The sequence below is a fragment of the Bacillus sp. PAMC28748 genome (assembly GCF_014250415.1).
Lineage (GTDB): Bacteria > Bacillota > Bacilli > Bacillales > Bacillaceae > Bacillus > Bacillus licheniformis.
The window spans coordinates 930,716-948,696 of the sequence record NZ_CP060192.1 but is presented as its reverse complement, the minus strand read 5'-3'; the positions used below and the strand labels follow the sequence as shown (position 1 = coordinate 948,696).

Annotated in this window: 17 protein-coding genes; 11 read left to right on the top strand and 6 right to left on the bottom strand. The window is 47.6% G+C overall.

Annotated features, from left to right (window positions below):
- The first annotated feature begins 87 nt into the window (after positions 1-87).
- On the top strand, positions 88-1,317 hold the full coding sequence (locus tag H7F26_RS04920; RefSeq protein ID WP_003186323.1) for a multidrug effflux MFS transporter: 1,230 nt from the start codon (positions 88-90) through the stop codon (positions 1,315-1,317).
- Positions 1,318-1,357: 40 nt separating this feature from the next.
- On the opposite strand, the gene bslB (H7F26_RS04915) is transcribed toward H7F26_RS04920, so the two are convergent.
- On the bottom strand, positions 1,358-1,831 hold the full coding sequence (gene bslB, locus H7F26_RS04915) for a biofilm surface layer hydrophobin BslB (protein ID WP_003186322.1): 474 nt from the start codon (positions 1,829-1,831) through the stop codon (positions 1,358-1,360).
- Positions 1,832-2,058: 227 nt separating this feature from the next.
- On the bottom strand, positions 2,059-2,643 hold the full coding sequence (gene bslB / locus H7F26_RS04910) for a biofilm surface layer hydrophobin BslB (RefSeq protein WP_003186319.1): 585 nt from the start codon (positions 2,641-2,643) through the stop codon (positions 2,059-2,061).
- Positions 2,644-2,957: 314 nt separating this feature from the next.
- Here bslB (H7F26_RS04910) and H7F26_RS04905 point away from each other — a divergent pair, with 314 nt between their 5' ends.
- The 4 genes from H7F26_RS04905 to H7F26_RS04890 all read left to right on the top strand — a co-directional run bounded on the left by H7F26_RS04905 (position 2,958) and on the right by H7F26_RS04890 (position 7,110).
- A complete protein-coding gene (locus H7F26_RS04905) occupies positions 2,958-3,620 on the top strand; it encodes a rhamnogalacturonan acetylesterase (RefSeq protein ID WP_003186317.1) in 663 nt (220 codons plus the stop codon).
- A 114-nt stretch (positions 3,621-3,734) separates the two neighbouring features.
- Entirely contained in the window at positions 3,735-5,450 is a 1,716-nt protein-coding gene (locus H7F26_RS04900) for an ABC transporter ATP-binding protein (RefSeq protein WP_003186314.1), read from the top strand.
- Between the two features lie 145 nt (positions 5,451-5,595).
- On the top strand, positions 5,596-5,904 hold the full coding sequence (locus H7F26_RS04895; RefSeq protein WP_003186313.1) for a PadR family transcriptional regulator: 309 nt from the start codon (positions 5,596-5,598) through the stop codon (positions 5,902-5,904).
- 12 nt (positions 5,905-5,916) lie between these two features.
- Positions 5,917-7,110 carry a chromate transporter gene (locus H7F26_RS04890; protein WP_003186312.1) on the top strand — a complete coding sequence of 398 codons (1,194 nt, stop codon included), beginning with the start codon at positions 5,917-5,919 and terminating at the stop codon, positions 7,108-7,110.
- Positions 7,111-7,152: 42 nt separating this feature from the next.
- On the opposite strand, the gene prpB is transcribed toward H7F26_RS04890, so the two are convergent.
- From prpB to H7F26_RS04870, 4 genes are all read right to left on the bottom strand, one after another.
- Positions 7,153-8,070, bottom strand: a complete 918-nt coding sequence (prpB, locus tag H7F26_RS04885) for a methylisocitrate lyase (protein ID WP_003186310.1) — start codon at positions 8,068-8,070, stop codon at positions 7,153-7,155.
- Between the two features lie 12 nt (positions 8,071-8,082).
- The gene (locus H7F26_RS04880; RefSeq protein WP_003186308.1) at positions 8,083-9,522 is read right to left on the bottom strand and encodes a bifunctional 2-methylcitrate dehydratase/aconitate hydratase; all 1,440 of its coding nucleotides are present in this window, start codon (positions 9,520-9,522) and stop codon (positions 8,083-8,085) included.
- 35 nt (positions 9,523-9,557) lie between these two features.
- On the bottom strand, positions 9,558-10,673 hold the full coding sequence (mmgD, locus tag H7F26_RS04875; protein ID WP_003186306.1) for a citrate synthase: 1,116 nt from the start codon (positions 10,671-10,673) through the stop codon (positions 9,558-9,560).
- 75 nt (positions 10,674-10,748) lie between these two features.
- Positions 10,749-11,420 carry a GntR family transcriptional regulator gene (locus H7F26_RS04870; protein ID WP_003186304.1) on the bottom strand — a complete coding sequence of 224 codons (672 nt, stop codon included), beginning with the start codon at positions 11,418-11,420 and terminating at the stop codon, positions 10,749-10,751.
- Between the two features lie 206 nt (positions 11,421-11,626).
- Here H7F26_RS04870 and H7F26_RS04865 point away from each other — a divergent pair, with 206 nt between their 5' ends.
- The 6 genes from H7F26_RS04865 (at position 11,627) to licH (ending at position 17,964) form a co-directional block, all read left to right on the top strand.
- Complete coding sequence (locus H7F26_RS04865) at positions 11,627-12,217, top strand: DNA-3-methyladenine glycosylase (RefSeq protein ID WP_003186302.1); 591 nt, start codon at positions 11,627-11,629, stop codon at positions 12,215-12,217.
- A 325-nt stretch (positions 12,218-12,542) separates the two neighbouring features.
- On the top strand, positions 12,543-14,492 hold the full coding sequence (locus H7F26_RS04860; RefSeq protein ID WP_003186299.1) for a BglG family transcription antiterminator: 1,950 nt from the start codon (positions 12,543-12,545) through the stop codon (positions 14,490-14,492).
- Between the two features lie 126 nt (positions 14,493-14,618).
- Positions 14,619-14,924 carry a PTS lichenan transporter subunit IIB gene (gene licB, locus H7F26_RS04855; RefSeq protein WP_003186297.1) on the top strand — a complete coding sequence of 102 codons (306 nt, stop codon included), beginning with the start codon at positions 14,619-14,621 and terminating at the stop codon, positions 14,922-14,924.
- A 14-nt stretch (positions 14,925-14,938) separates the two neighbouring features.
- The gene (gene celB, locus H7F26_RS04850) at positions 14,939-16,291 is read left to right on the top strand and encodes a PTS cellobiose transporter subunit IIC (RefSeq protein WP_061565868.1); all 1,353 of its coding nucleotides are present in this window, start codon (positions 14,939-14,941) and stop codon (positions 16,289-16,291) included.
- Between the two features lie 15 nt (positions 16,292-16,306).
- The gene (locus H7F26_RS04845; RefSeq protein ID WP_003186294.1) at positions 16,307-16,636 is read left to right on the top strand and encodes a PTS lactose/cellobiose transporter subunit IIA; all 330 of its coding nucleotides are present in this window, start codon (positions 16,307-16,309) and stop codon (positions 16,634-16,636) included.
- Entirely contained in the window at positions 16,636-17,964 is a 1,329-nt protein-coding gene (gene licH / locus H7F26_RS04840) for a 6-phospho-beta-glucosidase LicH (protein ID WP_017474086.1), read from the top strand. The genes H7F26_RS04845 and licH overlap by 1 nt, the downstream gene beginning before the upstream one ends.
- Positions 17,965-17,981 lie beyond the last annotated feature (17 nt).

Here is a 17,981-nt window from a genome sequence, read left to right as displayed (position 1 = left end):
TCTAATTGTCATCTTCATAACTTAAGGTATACAATACACTGGAAGGTTTCGAGGGCGTATTTAAAAATATAATAAAGGAGTGATCCAATGGGTACGCTTAACAGCCAGGCAGATCTTGCGGCTCATTCGAAAGCAAAGCCGAACAGGGTATGGATCGCTGTCATATTGGGTATTTTATCGGGAATCGGTCCGGTTGTGATCGATTTATATTTGCCCGGCCTTCCACAGATGGCAACTGATTTACATACGAATGCTTCCGTCGTTCAGCTCAGTTTAACATCGTGTTTACTGGGGCTGGCAATCGGCCAAATTGTCATCGGCCCTTTCAGCGATGTCCTTGGAAGAAGGCTTCCGCTGATCGTGTCGCTGTCCGTTTTTGCCGCGGCCTCTTTTTTATGTGCTATGACATCTTCTGTATGGGTTTTGATCGCGATGCGCTTTATTCAAGGCGCGGCGGGGGCAGGCGGCATCGTCATATCACGCGCGATTGCCCGTGATCTATATTCTGGAACAGAATTGACAAAGTTCTTTTCGCTCTTGATGCTTGTTAACGGGATAGCGCCTATCATATCTCCGGTAGCGGGCGGACAGCTGATGAAATGGACGACGTGGAACGGCGTATTTTTCATCATCGGCCTTTTTGGCCTGCTGATGATTTTGTCCGTTATATTCGGGGTTAAAGAGTCGCTGTCTCCGGAAAACCGTACGGCAGGCGGATTCAAAGAGACGTTTGTATCATTTGGAAGGCTCTTCGGCCAGCGTACATTTATGGGATACGCCTTGGCGCAAGGGCTGATCGTAGCGGGGATGTTCGGCTATATATCGGCCTCTCCGTTTGTTTTGCAGGACATTTACAAATTGTCGGCTCAAGCCTTTAGTTTTTGTTTCGCATTAAACGGCCTGGGCATTATTATCGCAGCTCAGATTACGGGCAGGCTTGCCGGCCGGTTCGGTAAAGCGTCCCTTTTGCGGAGCGGTTTGCTGCTGTCTTTTACCGCAAGCGTTGTTTTATTTGTTTCTGTCTTTTTTAAAGCTCCGCTGATTCTTATTTTAATCCCGCTGTTTGTCGTGGTTTCCTGCATCGGAATCGTGACGACGACCAGCGGATCCTTGGCCATGCAGAGCCAGGGGAAATCAGCCGGGAGCGCATCTGCGCTTCTAGGACTGCTTCCGTTTATTTTAGGAGCTGCCGCGGCGCCGCTCGTCGGTATTGCCGGAAGCCATACAGCTTTGCCGATGGCAGTCGTCATTCTGTTTTGCAATATCAGCGCGCTCGCTTGTTTTAACATACTGGTTCGGCGGGCAGCGCTTAAATGAAAAAAAGCCTGGCGGCTCTTATGCCGGCGGGCTTAAAATTTTACCGTGGCAGGATATCAACTGTAGCTTCTGCGTGGTTGTAGTTTCGCCCGAACTTTTGCAGCTCCGCGGTGATTCTGTGAGTGCCGGCGTTTGGAAGCGTTTTCCTAACCATGACCAGTTTGAACTCAGAAGAGCTGAAAGCGTAAACCGGCACTCTGACCGTTTGCCCGTCATTTAAAATCTGTGTATAGTTCAGTGTTCTGCCGTTCAGCGAATCTCTCGTATTCGCATGGAAGCGGTATGGGAAGTTAAATTCAACATAGCTTGAACCGACAAAAAAGTTCGGTTTGTAAGTGACTTCAATGTCTGAAGTTGTCCATTCTTTATTGCTGTCAACCGTCTCGACATGCAGCGTCGGAGCGTTTCTGTAAAAAGTGGCGCTCGCCTCTTCCGTCGGAAGAATGAAAGAAAACAATGCGGCTGAAGTTAATAGGCCGACTCCAATTTTACCGATAAATTTACGTTTCAACATGTACTTACCCCTCCTAATAAATGTTTTTAAAAAATGATGAAAAAGGAAAAAATAAGTTCGGAATCTACTATATTCCTTTTCCCGCTCCATCAATCTATCATCATTTACCAATCAAGTAAATATTTTTAAAGGAAAATTCTAAAAACATTTAAAAAATGCATGATATGTAAAGAAAAATACTATAGAACGGCTGCCGGCACATTCATGCCGGCGGGCCGAACATTGATTTAACGAGGGACAATCTCCAAAGTTGTTTCAGCATGGTTGATGTTTTTTCCATTTTGCTGCAGTTCAGCAGTAATTCTGTGAGTGCCGGCATTTGGAAGCGTTTTCCGAACCATGACCAGTTTGAACTCAGAGGAACTTAAAGCATAGACAGGAACTCTGACCGTTTGTCCATCATTTAAAATTTGTGTATAGTCAAGCGTTTTTCCATTTAGTGTATCTCTTGTGCTTGCATGAAAGCGGTACGGAAAATGAAATTCAACATAGCTTGAACCGACAAATGCGTTTGGTCTATAAGTAATTTCGATGTCTGAAGTTGACCACTCTTTATTGCTGTTAATAGTTTTTGCCTCAAGCACAGGCTTCTGAGTCGGGTTATCCGGTTGCGGATTGTCCGGCTGCGGTTTTTGAGGCGGCTGTGGTTTAGGTGCCGGCTTGAATGGCGGCGGACAAAAGATCGGTCCTCTAAAATGATTTGTTTTCACCTCTTGAGCATTTGCTCCTTGGGTAGGAATGATAAATGAAAACAATGCTGCAGAAGCTAATAGACCAACACTGATTTTACGAATGAATTTTCGTTTAAGCATCGATAAGTTCCTCCTAATTGCAATGTTTAAGTTAAAGTAGAGGACGTCCTATTATTTTCAAGAAAAGGCAGAAATGAGATCGCGATCAACTATATTCCTTTTCTTGTTTACTTAATCTATCACCATTTACCATCCAAGTAAATATTTTTAGATAAATTTCTAAAAAAATTAGTATAAATTGATAGTTTTCTGTCAATTGACGCCCTTTTTTTATAAAAAGGAGTCGTATAAAGAACAAAATGGTTAATTGTGTATATTTGTTGCAGTTCCTTGAGGGGCGTTTTAATATAAATAAAAAGGGATCAGGGGGATGGATGATGCGAGACATTCAGTTGTTTTTGGCCGGGGACTCAACGGTTTGCGATTATGATGAGAATAGGGCGCCGCGTGCAGGCTGGGGGCAGAAAATCGGCGAGTTTTTAAGCGCAGGTGTTTTGATCCGCAATGAAGCGGCATCAGGAAGAAGCTCAAAAAGCTTTATTGAAGAAGGCAGGCTGAAGCGAATCATAACACAGATCAAAAGCGGCGATTATTTGTTTGTCCAGTTCGGTCATAACGACCAAAAACCGGATGATCGCTATACAGAGCCATACACAACTTACAAGCAGCATTTGACCCGGTATATAGATGAGGCACGGTTAAAGAAAGCCAATCCTGTTCTGATTACACCGGTCCAGAGAAGATCATTTGCAAGCGATGGCCGCTTTAAAAATACCCATGGCGACTATCCTGATGCGATGATACAGCTTGCGGAAGAGCTTCGGGTGCCGCTTATCGATCTCGCCTTCAAAAGCCGTCAATTGCTTGAATCGCTAGGACCGGAAGCTTCCAAAAAGCTGTATTTATGGCTTGAACCGGGGGAACACCCCAACTATCCGGACGGAGCCAGGGATGACACCCACTTTTGCGACTTCGGGGCAAAAGAAATCGCTAAGCTTGTTGCACAGGAAGCAAAAGAAGCGGGAATTCCTTTATAAAACAGCCTACTTGAGAATAATTTTCAATTATTTTTCGAAATTTTTGCACTTCCGATGCCAAACTGTGATACGATCAATCTCGTAAAGATTTTCAAAAGGAGTGCACATCATCCTATGATACGCCGCTTTTTTTCATACTATAAACCTCATAAACGTTTGTTCTTCATCGATTTCAGCAGCGCGATCGTCGTTGCAGTGCTGGAGCTGGCTTTTCCTCTAGTTGTTCAGTGGTTCATTGATACGCTGATTCCCGGGGGAGACTGGCTTGAAATCGTCTGGGTAAGCATCGGCCTCTTACTGATCTACCTGCTCAGCACAGGTCTGCAGTACATTGTCAATTATCTCGGGCATAAGCTGGGCATCAACATTGAAACAGATATGCGCCAGGAGCTTTTCCAACATGTACAGCGCCAATCTTTCCGCTACTTTGACAATACAAAAACAGGACATATCATCAGCCGCATCACAAATGATCTGTTTGATATCGGAGAGCTGGCCCATCACGGACCGGAAGATTTGTTCATCGCCGTGATGACCTTTTTAGGTGCATTTTGGATTATGCTGACGATTAATGTGAAGCTTGCATTGGTTGCAGTTCTGTTTGTGCCGTTATTGATTATCTTGATCACCTATTCCAATATCAGGATGAACCGGGCTTGGCGCCAGATGTACAGCGAAATCGCCGATGTTAATGCCAGGGTTGAGGACAGCGTTTCAGGCGTTCGCGTCGTTCAATCTTTTACGAATGAGCGCTTTGAGATATCCCGGTTTTTAAAAAACAATCAAAAGTTCCGCAAGGCGAAGCTGAAGGGCTACAAAACGATGGCTCTCACGACTGCCGGAACCTTTTTGATGACGCGGCTGATGATTCTGGCAGTGCTCGTGTTCGGAGCTTGGCTCAGTTTTTCCGGGAATATGTCCTACGGGGAATTCGTCGGGTTTGTTCTTTATGTCAACGTGCTGTTTAAGCCGATTGATAAAATCAGCGCCATTTTGGAGCTTTATCCTAAAGGAATGGCAGGATTTAAGCGGTTTACGGAGTTGATCGATACAAAGCCGCAGATTGTCGACCGCAAAGATGCGATTGATGTTCCGGCGCTGGAAGGAAACATCGTCTTCAAGAATGTGACGTTCGGCTATGAAAAACATAAACCCGTCCTGCGAGGCATCGATCTGTCAATTAAAGCCGGAGAAACCGTCGCCTTTGTCGGGCCGTCGGGAGCGGGCAAAACGACGATCAGCTCGCTGATTCCGCGCTTTTACGATATAGACGGCGGGGCCATCACAATTGACGGCATCGATATTCGCGATATGACAAAACGCTCTCTCCGTTCGCAAATCGGCATCGTCCAGCAGGATGTGTTTCTTTTTACGGGAACGCTCCGCGAAAACATTGCCTACGGAAAACTGGATGCCACAGATGAAGAAATTCAGCGGGCCGCCAAAATGGCGCATTTGGAACAGCTGATCGAGTCGCTCCCCGACGGTTATGAAACCCAGGTCGGCGAAAGGGGGCTGAAGCTGTCAGGGGGCCAAAAGCAGAGGATTGCCATCGCCAGGATGTTTCTAAAAAACCCGCCGATTCTCATATTGGACGAAGCCACATCAGCACTTGACACAGAGACGGAGCAGGTGATTCAAAACGCTTTGACGGAGCTCGCAAAAGACAGGACGACGCTTGTCATTGCCCACAGACTTGCTACGATCCGCAATGCCGACCGGATCGTGGTCGTGACAGAGAATGGAATCGCAGAAGAAGGGACACATGATGAACTGGTTGAGCGCGGCGGTATTTTCGCAAATCTTCATCGTGTACAGTATCAGTCGTAAATGATTGGAAACAGGCAAGCCCATGTTTGGGCTTGTTTTTTTAAGGGCAAAAGACCTTGAAAAGAAAGGGAACGGATGCTACACTTTCGTTATATATTATCGATATCGGATTTCGATATTGAATTTCGTTAAAGGGGGTGCGGTATTGGAAGATAAGGTATTGCGAAAGCTATTTCTAGGATTTATTCAAATTCATATTCTGCACCACGCCACCGAACACCCGATTTTCGGATTGTGGATGCTTGAGGAATTGAAAGAGCACGGATATAACATCAGTGCGGGAACGCTGTATCCGATCCTTCATTCTATGGAAGCTGACGGACTTCTTCGAAAAGAAGAACAGAATGTGGACGGAAAGATCAGAAAATACTATTCAACCACGGAAAAAGGAGCAAGCGTACTGAAGGAAGCCAGATTGAAAGCATATGAACTGTTTAAAGAAATTAAAGAATAGAGGAGTGGAATGATGACAAAGCATAAAGCGGACAGAAGCTTGAAGTCGCTGCTTGAAATTCTATTCGTTTCAACCAGGCTTGGATTGACATCATTCGGAGGTCCGATCGCACATTTAGGATATTTTCATGCCGAATATGTCCGTAAAAGAAAATGGATGGACGAAAAAAACTATGCCGATCTGGTCGCTTTATGCCAGTTTCTGCCCGGTCCTGCCAGCAGCCAGGTGGGGATCGGAATCGGCGTGATGAGAGCCGGCGTCCTCGGCGGAATCTCAGCGTTCATCGGGTTTACTCTTCCATCTGTCATAGCGCTTGTATTATTTGCCATGGTTCTGCAAGGCTTCGATATTGGAACAGCCGGCTGGATTCATGGACTGAAAATCGTCGCCGTCGCCGTAGTCGCCCATGCCGTTATGGGGATGGCGCAAAAGCTGACACCTGATAAAAGGCGCAAAGCGATTGCGCTGTTTGCTCTGGTCGCCACTCTTCTCTGGCAGACGGCTTTTACACAGGTCGGAGTCATCCTGCTCGCCGCTTTCGCCGGATATCTTATCTATAAAGAGCAAGTTGAAACGGATGATTCCGTCATGCAGTTTCCTGTGTCGCGCCGGTTTGCAGCGGTCTGTCTCAGCTTGTTTTTCGGGCTTCTCATTTTGCTGCCGGTGCTCAGGGAAATGACATCTTCCGGCTGGATTGCCATGTTTGACAGCTTTTACAGGTCGGGTTCTTTGGTCTTCGGAGGAGGGCATGTTGTCCTGCCATTATTAGAACGGGAATTTGTACCGGCGGGATGGTTAAGTGAAGAGGCATTTTTGGCCGGATATGGAGCCGCACAAGCTGTTCCGGGGCCTTTGTTTACATTCGCTGCATATCTTGGTGCGGTGATCAGCGGCTGGCAAGGCGGATTGCTCGCCACAGCGGCGATTTTTCTGCCGGCGTTCCTGCTGATTCTGGGGACGCTGCCCTTCTGGGATACGCTGCGCCGCAATCCTAAAGTAAAAGGCGCTTTAATGGGAGTGAATGCAGCTGTTGTGGGGATATTGATTTCCGCGTTTTATCACCCGATCTGGACCAGCTCCGTATTGGCGCCGATCGATTTTGCATTCGCTGCGGTTTTGTTCAGCCTGCTTGTCTACTGGAAGCTCTCGCCGTGGATCATCGTTGCAGCCGGTGCTGTCGGCGGTGCGATGTTGCAGCTGTTGTAAGTGGAGAAGGCTGCCGATCATTCGGCAGCCTTGTTTCGCGTATCAACGGTGTTCTTTTCCGATTTCGGGAAGCACCGTTTTGGCAATATTTTCGTCCAGTTTTTCATAGTCGTAGTAATGAATCGCATCATATAATTCTTCGCGTGTCTGCATGTCATCGAGCACACCCTTTTGCGTGCCTTTTTCGAAAATCTCCGCGAAGACCCGCTCATAAGCTTTCGCGGCGGCGCGCAGGGAAGTCACAGGGTAAATAACCATGCTGCAGCCGAGCATTTGGAATTCGTCAGCCGTATAATAAGGCGTTTTTCCGAATTCGGTCATATTGGCCAGGAGCGGCGCTTTAATGGAAGAAGCCATTTCCCGGAATTCGGCTGCGCTCGTTAATGCTTCAGGAAAGATGGCATCGGCTCCCGCGTCGGCATATAAATTGGCGCGCCTGACGGCGGCTTCCATCCCTTCTGCTGCTTTTGCATCCGTCCGAGCCACGACAACGAGCGAAGGGGCGGTTTCTTTTATCGCTCTAATTTTTGCGATCATGTCCTCTGCGGGTACGAGCGTTTTTCCATTTAAATGTCCGCATTTTTTAGGCAGTTGCTGATCTTCGATTTGGACGGCTGCGACTCTGCTCTCGGCCATTTCGGCGGCCGTGCGTGCCGCATTTAGGACACCGCCGTAGCCGGTGTCGATATCGACCAAAAGCGGAAGATTTGCGGCTCTCACAAGTTCGCTTGCTTTTTCAGCGATTTCCTGGGAGTGTATCATTCCGAGGTCAGGGAGCCCGCGGCTTGCCGTGTAGGCGGCCCCGGAGAGATAGAGCGCTTTGAAGCCGATGTTTTTTGCGGTAATGGCAGCCATTCCGTCATGAACACCGGGTATTTTCAAAATATCAGGTGCTTTCATCAGTTTTCTGAATGCATTGGCCAGCTCTTCCTGAGTTGATTGTTTCGAGACAATCCACATATTCAAAACCTCCTAAATGACAAACAATTCCATGAAATCCGGTACAGGTGTACCGCTTAATCTGTGAGGATCATTCAGCAGGGCGTTGATTCGTTCCGCTTGCCCCGCCGGAAAGCGCGTTTTTAAATTATTGATAAATTTGTCTTTTAAGAGCGGGATGCCCTCGTTGCGGCGGCGCCGATGACCAATCGGGTATTCGACCGCGATTTTTTCCGAGTGTGTGCCGTCTTTATAAAACACTTGAACAGCGTTGGCGATCGAGCGTTTTTCCGGGTCGAGATAATCGACGGAATACTGTTTGTTTTCGACTGTCGTCATTTTTTCGCGCAGCCTGTCGATCTCCGGATTTTGCGCGGTTTCGTCTTCATAATGGTCAGCGGTAATATCGCCGTAGATCAGTCCGATCGCTGTTATATACTGAAGGCAGTGATCACGGTCAGCCGGATTGTGTAATTCTCCCGTTTTGTCGATAATCCGGATGGCCGATTCGTGCGTCGTGATCACGATTTGGCCGATGTCATCAAGTCTGTCCTTCACTTCAGGGTGAAGCCTGATCGCGGCTTCAGCAGCCGTTTGAGCGTGGAATTCAGCCGGATACGAAATTTTAAAAAGGACATTTTCGATGACATAAGAGTCGAGCGGTCTGGCGAGCGTCAATTCTTTTCCTCCGAATAAGACATCCTGAAAACCCCACATTGGAGCAGACAAAGCGGTTTTATATCCCATTTCGCCTTTCAAGGTCATCATCGCGAGCCTCACGCCGCGGCTAGTCGCATCACCGGCTGCCCAGGACTTACGCGAGCCGGTATTCGGAGCATGGCGGTACGTCCGCAGGCTTGAATTATCGACCCAGGCCTGGGAGACGGCATTGATAACATCCTGTTTTGTGCCCCCCAATAGTGAGCATGCCACAGCAGTGGAGGCGACTTTTACGAATAGCACATGGTCAAGCCCGTTTCTGTTTAAGCTGTTGTCGAGAGCAAGGACGCCTTGGATTTCATGAGCCTTAACAATTGCCGTCAGGACATCGTTAATCGTGAGCGGTTCCTTGCCCGCCGCGAGCAGCTGCCTGCTGACATAGTCGGCGCAGGCTAAAATCGCTCCGAGGTTATCTGACGGATGGCCCCATTCGGCCGCAAGCCATGTGTCGTTATAATCGAGCCAGCGGATCATGCAGCCGATATTAAAGGCGCCGTGAACAGGATCAAGCTCAAATTGCGTTCCCGGGACGCGGGTGCCGTTCGGGACGACGGTACCCGGGGCAATCGGGCCGAGATGCTTGGCGCATTCCGGATATTTGAGCGCCAATATTCCGCAGCCCAGTGTATCCATTAAGACGTAACGGGCGGTTTCAATCGCTTCTTCGCTTGAAATCTTGGCATTTACCGTATAGTCGGCGATCTCTTCCAGCAATTGATCACAGTTTTGGAGCGTTTGACTTTCAGTTTTCATAACATCTATCTCCCTTCTTTCTGAATCAAAGCGAATTATGGATGAAGATGACGCGGTCCCGTATAGTGAACTCTCGGGCGGAACAGCCTGTTGTCTTCATGCTGTTCAATGACATGCGCGCTAAGACCGACCGACCGTGCCGCGAAAAATATCGGAGTATAGAGATCGATCGGTATGCCGAGCAGGTAATAGACTGGAGCCGCATAGTAGTCGAGGTTCGGATACAGGCCTTTTTCTTCGCGCATCAGCTTTTCGCCGGCATCGCACATCTCATATAAATCCTGTCTGCCGGTTTTATGAGAAAGCGAATAGAGCGCCTTTTTCAGCAAGGCTGCGCGCGGGTCCATTTTTCTCATATAGACGCGGTGCCCAAAGCCCATGATTTTTTCTTTTCTGCTTAACTTATGTTCAATCAGCTTGCAGAAGCCCGATTTTGTTTCTCCTTCGAGCAGCATGTACATGACCGCTTCATTCGCACCGCCGTGCAAATGTCCTTTTAGCGATGCTGCAGCGCCTGTGAAAGCACCGTATATATCTGTGTTTGTCGATGCGATGACTCTTGCGGCAAATGTGGAGTTCGGCATTTCGTGCTCGCTGTAAAGCATTAATGTCTGATCAAAGACGGCTGTTTCTTGGGGAGTCGGTTCTTTTTCCGTCAGCATATATAAAAAGTTCTGGCTGAATGAAAGCTGTTTGTCAGGCGTGATGACGTTTTTCTGGTGAAGGATGCGGTAGCTGTTGGCGGTAATATTCGGAACCTGTGCGATCAAGCGCAGCGCTTTGCTTCTGTTTGCTGCTTGAGATCTGTCATTCAATTCGGGATCATATCCTGCTAAAGCGGAAATCCCGGTTCGGAGCGCATCCATCGGATGGGTATTATTCGGAAGCGACTTCAGAATAGTATAGATTCCGCCGGGCAGTTCATACGCACTTTTTAAAGCGCTTTCAATTCCTTTCAATTCCATTGGATCTGGCAGCTTATCTTGAAGGAGAAGATAGACGAGGTCAAGATATGTTTTTTGTTCTGCAAGTTCGATTAAATCATAGCCTTTAATGACGATTTGTTCCGCTTCCGTATCTAAGAAAGAAATGTTCGTTTCTCCAGCAATAACGCCTTCTAATCCCGGTTTAAATACACCTTGTTTGCCCATTTTTCCACCTCTTATTCGTTTTTTAACATTTGTGTCAAAAACGTGCTGTGAGAATGGCATTGGCTGTTCGGCGGATTAGTATGAACGTTCGAGCGTTTCTTCAATTGAACGTAAGCTTCGTTTAATGTGGGAACGCATGGCGGCTTCTGCCAAAACGCTGTTTTTTTCTTTGACGGCATTAAAAATATCCAAGTGTTCATTGAAAGATACAGACGGTTTGTAGTCAGGATTTTTGTATCCGCTGATTCTGCGATACCGTTCAATCCTGCTTTCAAGCTGATCCAGAAAACGTTTTGCGGTTGCATTTGTGCTGATGGCGTGCAAGATAGAATGAAATTCTGATCCGTATTTGACCGTATCTGTTTTGCGGCCCTTTACGGCAGCCAGCTTCATCAGTTCGATGCGGTCTTCAAGCTGATGAAGGCTCTCCGGCGTCACCAGCTGTGCGGCTTCGGCAGTGAGTAGTCCTTCAAGCGCTTCACGCACTTTAAAAACCTCTTTCGCTTCAGCGAGCGAAATCGGGCATACGCGAAGCCGGCCGTTCGGCTGTTTACTGACCAATCCTTCAAGCTCCAGCCGGTAAAGAGCCTGGCGAAGAGGAGTTCTGCTGATGTTTAAACCCTTTGCAAGACTGTCTTCAGCAAGCTGTTCAGAGGGAGGATATTCAAGTTCGATGATTTTCGTTCTTAATTCGTTATAAGCGTAATCACTTGCAGACTGTCTTTTGACTGGATTTGAAGAGTGCATGAAAAAAGCTTTCGCCTCCTTTTTTCAGAATATAATTATTATTGTATACAATAATACAGATATGTCAATGTCATCCACTGAAGACCAATAAATCATCTCATTCATCATTGCCTTCATTTCTGGCATCTCGTCTGTCGAAAATGGTAAAATATATCACAATCGACAAAGAGGCGATTTGCTTTTTAGCAAAAAGGAGGCCAACAAAAATGAATCCAGCTCACGAACCTCTCCCGCTCGAATTTTACAACAAGCCAACAATTGAACTTGCCAGGTCCCTGTTGGGCTGTCTTCTCGTTAAAGAAACGGAAGAAGGGCCTGCTTCAGGATATATTGTGGAGACAGAGGCTTATAAAGGGCCAGGGGACAGAGCAGCTCACAGCTATGGCAACCGCCGGACAAAGCGCACCGAAATCATGTATCGTGAAGCCGGCGTGGTGTATACGTACACCATGCATACCCACACACTCATCAATGTTGTAAGCGGAGGAGCCGATGAACCTGAGGCCGTGCTGATCAGAGCGCTTGAACCTCATGAAGGCCTCGCGCTGATGGAGAAGCGAAGGAGCGGAAAGAAACCGCGCGATTGGACAAACGGTCCGGGAAAGCTGACAAAGGCGCTTTCCATCACGATGAACGATTACGGCAGACCGCTGACGGGGCCGCCGCTTTATATCGCAAAAGGGTATGAACCCCAAGATATTTTGAGCGGTCCGCGAATTGGCATTGACAACTCAGGTGAAGCGAGGGAATACCCTTGGCGATTCTGGATAAAAGGGAACCGCTATGTCTCAAGATAGTTAAAAGGTTTGGCTCCCGTTCATCAGGGAAAACAGTAAAAAAAACAGGAGGGAGTCAAGCCATGAAAAAAATGATTAAAAGCGCCGTCAAATGGGCGCCTGTCATCTATCCGATCGCATGGAAAATCATTAAAAACCGAAGGGAGAAAAAGAATCTGAAAGCCGGTTAAACCGGCTTTTTTCTTGGAGAAAGGCCAAATTGACTTGAAAGCGCAGTCATAATAGAATTTACTTAACTATGAGACAAATTTCACAAAAAAATGAATATACCTGAGTGTATAGGTTTGTTCTCGGTTCAAGTATCTTAGTGGGAGGGTCTTTTTCTATGCTCAATGCTCGGCTTAAGCTTATCCTCGGCGAATTGATAGGGGCAGAATCACCATTAACCAGCGCATATTTGGCCAATGAGCTAAATGTGACCTCTCGGACGATCAGATCAGATGTGAAAGAATTAGACCGGCTTCTCTCCAAAAACGGCGCTGCCGTCCAATCGATCAGGGGTGCAGGCTATCGGCTCTCCATCAAGAATGACCGCCTCTTTCGCCAGCTTCTGCAGCACACATTTCATCAAGAGCTTTCTACTCCCGTTTTTCCAAATGAGCGTATTCTCTATTTATTAAAAAGGCTTCTCTTAACTGAGGAGTATGTCAAACTTGAAGATTTAGCCGCTGAGATGTATATCAGCAAATCGACGGTCCAAAACGATATGAGAGATGTGAAGAAAAGGCTTAAACCTTACGACATTGAGCTGAAGATCAAGCCGAATTACGGCTTTAAGCTGAAGGGAGATGAGATGAAGCTGCGATCGTGCATCGCAGAGCACCTTTTTCCAAAGCGGGAAACGGATATTGATATTATGAACACCCGGATATCCATTCTCCCAAAAGAAGAGCTTGCTATGATCCGTCAAACGATTTTAGAAAAAATAAGCGAAGATCAAATTTCTCTTTCAGATATCGGACTAAACAATCTTCTCATCCACGTCGCCATTGCATGCAAACGCATCCGAAGCGGCAAACATGTTTCTCTTTATTCCAAAGATGTAAAGGAGATTATGAATCATAAAGAATATGAAGTGGCGAGGGCGATTGTCCGCACTCTTGAACAAAAGCTGCACGTGGCGTTTCCAGAAAAAGAAACGGCCTACATCGCCATCCATTTGCTTGGCGCGAAAAGGACGGTTATGGCCGCCATTCGCAGCGGTGCAATCGAAAGCATGATGGATGAAGAAGAGACAGACCGGCTGACGCAATTGATCATGAAAACCATCGATCAAAAATTCACCCTCGGCATTGGGGATGACAAAGAATTAAAAATCGGTCTCGGCCTTCACCTAAAACCGGCTTTGAATCGCTGCAGATACGGCATGAATATCAGAAATCCAATGCTGGATGCAATTAAGGCCAATTATCCGCTCGCATTTGAAGCGGGTATTCAAGCCGGTGAAGTCATCAAAAGAGAGACGGGATTTGACATTCAGGAAAGCGAGGTCGGCTACCTCGCGTTGCATATAGGCGCAGCCATGGAAAGAAGAAACATGAACAGGCCCTCAAAACGCTGTATGATTGTCTGTGCTTCAGGGGCCGGAAGCGCCATGCTGCTTCAGGACAGACTGCGGGCAACATTCGGTTCAAAGCTTGAGATCCTTGGAACGGTTGATTACTACAAGCTGAATCAAATGTCGCTCCATGCACTCGACTTTGTTATCAGCACAATACCGCTGTCCGATGATCTTCCCATTCCGGTGATTCAAGTAAACACAATACTGGGAGGGGGAGATTTAACGAAAATAGAACAAGTGCTTGCCGAAGATGACGGAATCGCTTCGACTTATACGAGAAAAGAGCTTGTCTTTTTGCGGGAAAGTCTGTCTTCAAGAGAGGATGTCCTTCGCTTTCTGTGCGGAAAAGTGACGCAATCAGGGCTTGCAGACGCGGGGCTTGAAGCCTCGGTCTTTGAACGGGAGGCCGTTGCGCCCACTTGCTTCGGCAATCTGGTTGCGATTCCGCATCCGATGACACCAAAAACCGCTTCAACTTTTTGGGCGGTTTGCACGCTGCAAAAACCGATAGTCTGGGAGAATAAGAGGGTTCAATTCGTCTGCCTTCTTTGTGTAGAAAAGGACAATACAGCAAATTTGCAGGAGATGTACAAATTTTTGGGCCGTGTTTTAGATGACAGGGCGATTGTCCGGGAACTCCTGAAATGCAAAACGTACTGGGAGTTTATGTCCGTCTTTAAAAAAAGCGGGCCGGCTCATCGATATGCCAAATGAAGATGTCCCCTTGTCTTTTTTCCTCTTCGCTGAGGAAAATCATTAAGTGTATATGAAAACGGTTTCATTATATGATGAAACTGTAAGAGAGATCAGACACGATACGTAAAAGGGGGACTATTTAACATGAATATCTTATTAGCTTGCGCCGCAGGAATGTCAACGAGTCTGCTTGTGACGAAAATGGAAAAAAGTGCAGAGGAACAAGGAAAAGACTATAAAATCTGGGCCGTTTCCGGAGGAGAGGTTCAGAATCATATCGATAAAGCCGACGTATTGCTTCTTGGCCCGCAAGTCCGTTACATGCTCCCGCAATTAAAAAAATTAGGAGAATCGAAAGGTGTACCCGTCGATGTCATCAATACGGTCCATTACGGAACTTGTAATGGAGCTGAAGTGTTAAAATCCGCCGAACAGCTTGCCGGCTCTTAAAGGAGGCGGCACAAGTGAACAAGTTTAATGCATTTTTAGAGGAGAAGATCATGCCGGTTGCCGGCAGAATTGCCGCCCAGCGCCATTTGCAGGCTCTCAGAGACGGCATTATTCTGACCATGCCATTAATCATTATCGGATCGCTGTTTCTCATTTTAGCCAATTTGCCGATTCCGAGATATCCGGAATTCATGGCGGGGATTTTCGGCGATCAATGGGCTGAGAAATTAAGCTATCCGGTTAATGTCAGCTTTGACATTATGGCGCTGATCGCCACGTTTGGCATCGCCTACCGTCTGGCGGAGAAATATGATATCGATGCCCTGTCATCGGGCGCCATTGCCGTAGCAGCTTTTCTGCTTGCGACCCCCTACCAGATTCCGTTCACACCCGAAGGCGCAACAGAGGAAATTTTAGTGTCAGGCGGCATCCCGATTTCATTAATGGGAAGCAAAGGTCTGTTTGTCGGCATGCTGATCGCGATGTTCTCCACTGAGGTTTACCGCTGGGTCGTTCAAAAGGATATTGTCGTCAAAATGCCGGACGGCGTACCGCCGGCTGTCAGCAAATCATTTATCGCTCTGATTCCGGGATTCGCCGTTATCGGCTCGATCTGGGCGGCCCGCCTTTTAATTGAAATGACGCCGTTTGAAAGCCTCCATAATGTCGTCAACGTCCTTTTGGGAACGCCTCTTTCCGTCCTTGGCGGCAGTCTCGGCGGAAGCCTTATTGCCGAAACTGTGAAAATGCTGCTGTGGTCCTGCGGCCTTCATGGAGCAAACATTGTCGGCGGAGTGATGTCGCCGATCTGGTACGGAGCGATGGACGAAAACCGTCTCGCTTTCCAAGCCGGAGAAGCGCTCCCGAACATATTTACGACGCAGTTTTTTGAGATTTGGATCAACATCGGCGGCAGCGGCGCTACTTTGGCTTTGGTCATTACGATGTTTCTTAGGGCGCGAAGCAAGCAAATGAAACAGCTCGGCAGACTCGCCATCGGCCCCGCTGTTTTTAACATCAACGAACCGATTATCTTCGGCATGCCGATCGTCATGAACCCGATGCTGCTGATCCCGTTCATCGTGTCGCCGCTGCTGATGATAACGGCAACCTATATTGGAATGAGCACAGGTCTTGTTGCAAAGCCGGCTGGGATTGCCGTGCCGTGGACGATGCCGCCCGGCTTTTCCGGATATTTGGCAACAGGAGGGAAAATTTCCGGAGCGGTCATGCAGCTGATCAATCTGTTGATCTCGTTTGTCGTATACTATCCGTTCTTTAGAATGTGGGATAAACAAAAGCTGAAAGAAGAGAGCGAACTGGAGACCGGAACGGCTGCAAGCGATGGTCAACAGGTCAGTGTATAGAAAAGGGGTGCCAAAATGTCCGAGGAATTGGAACGAACGATATTTCAAATTATCCTTCACGGAGGAAACGGCAGGAGCTTTTGCATGGAAGCGATAGCCGAAGCCAAAAAGGGAGATTTCGCAGCTGCAAAAGAAAAGATCCGGGCGGCTGACGAAGAACTGATCAGGGCGCATCACTTTCAGACAGCTTTGATTCAAAATGAAGCGAAGGGTGCGAAAACCGAACCTTCACTGCTCATGATTCATGCCCAGGATCATTTAATGAATGCGATGACCATGAAAGATTTGGCCGCGGAGATTGTCGAGCTCTATGAAAAAATGAATATCCACGGAGGTGTCAATTGATGAAAAAAGGATTGAAAATCGTAACAATTGGCGGAGGTTCAAGTTATACGCCCGAGCTTGTCGAGGGATTAATCAAACGGCATGACGAGCTTCCGGTCAGCGAGCTCTGGCTCGTCGATATACCGGAAGGGGAAGAAAAACTTAATATCGTCGGCACGCTGGCGAAGCGAATGGTCGAAAAAGCAGGCGTCCCGATCAAAGTCCATCTGACGCTAGACCGCAGGGAGGCTTTAAAAGACGCTGATTTTGTCACGACGCAATTCCGCGTCGGCTTGCTCGAAGCGAGAGCAAAAGATGAACGAATTCCTTTAAAATACGGGGTGATCGGTCAGGAAACAAATGGACCGGGCGGCCTTTTCAAGGGGCTTCGCACCATTCCGGTCATCCTTGAGATTGCAAAAGACATCGGAGAACTGTGCCCCGACGCGTGGCTTGTCAATTTTACCAACCCGGCAGGCATGGTGACTGAAGCGCTGCTCCGCTATTCTAATTTGAAAAAAGTCGTCGGGCTCTGCAATGTGCCGATCGGCATGAAGATGGGGGTTGCAAAGGCGCTCGATGTTGATGAAAGCCGCATAGACATTCAATTTGCAGGATTAAATCATATGGTGTTCGGACTCGACGTTTTCCTTGACGGCGTCAGCGTCAAAGACAAAGTGATCGAAGCGATGGCAGATCCAGAAAATGCGATGACGATGAAAAATATCTCCGGAGAATCGTGGGAACCCGACTTTATCCGCGGCCTTGGCCTGATTCCGTGCGGCTACCACCGCTACTACTATAAAACACAGGAAATGCTTGAACACGAACTGGAGGCTTCAAAAACGGAAGGAACGCGTGCAGAGGTTGTTCAGCAAGTTGAAAAGGAATTGTTTGAGCTGTATAAAGATCCGGAGCTGGCGATCAAACCGCCCCAGCTTGAAAAGCGCGGCGGCGCATATTACAGTGATGCCGCCTGCAACTTGATCAGCTCGATTTACAATGACAAGCACGATATTCAACCTGTTAACACGATGAATAACGGAGCGATCGCAAGCATTCCTGATGACTCCGCAGTGGAAGTCAACTGTGTCATGACGAAAAACGGGCCGAAACCGATCGCGGTCGGAGATTTGCCTGTCACCGTGAGAGGTCTTGTCCAGCAAATTAAATCGTTCGAACGCGTTGCGGCTGAAGCGGCTGTTACAGGCGATTACAACACTGCACTTGTGGCCATGACGATCAACCCGCTCGTTCCGTCCGACAAAATTGCGAAACAAATACTGGACGAAATGCTTGAAGCGCATAAAGAGCATCTTCCGCAGTTTTTTAGATCTGTAGAAGCATAGGAATAGATTTGAGGTTC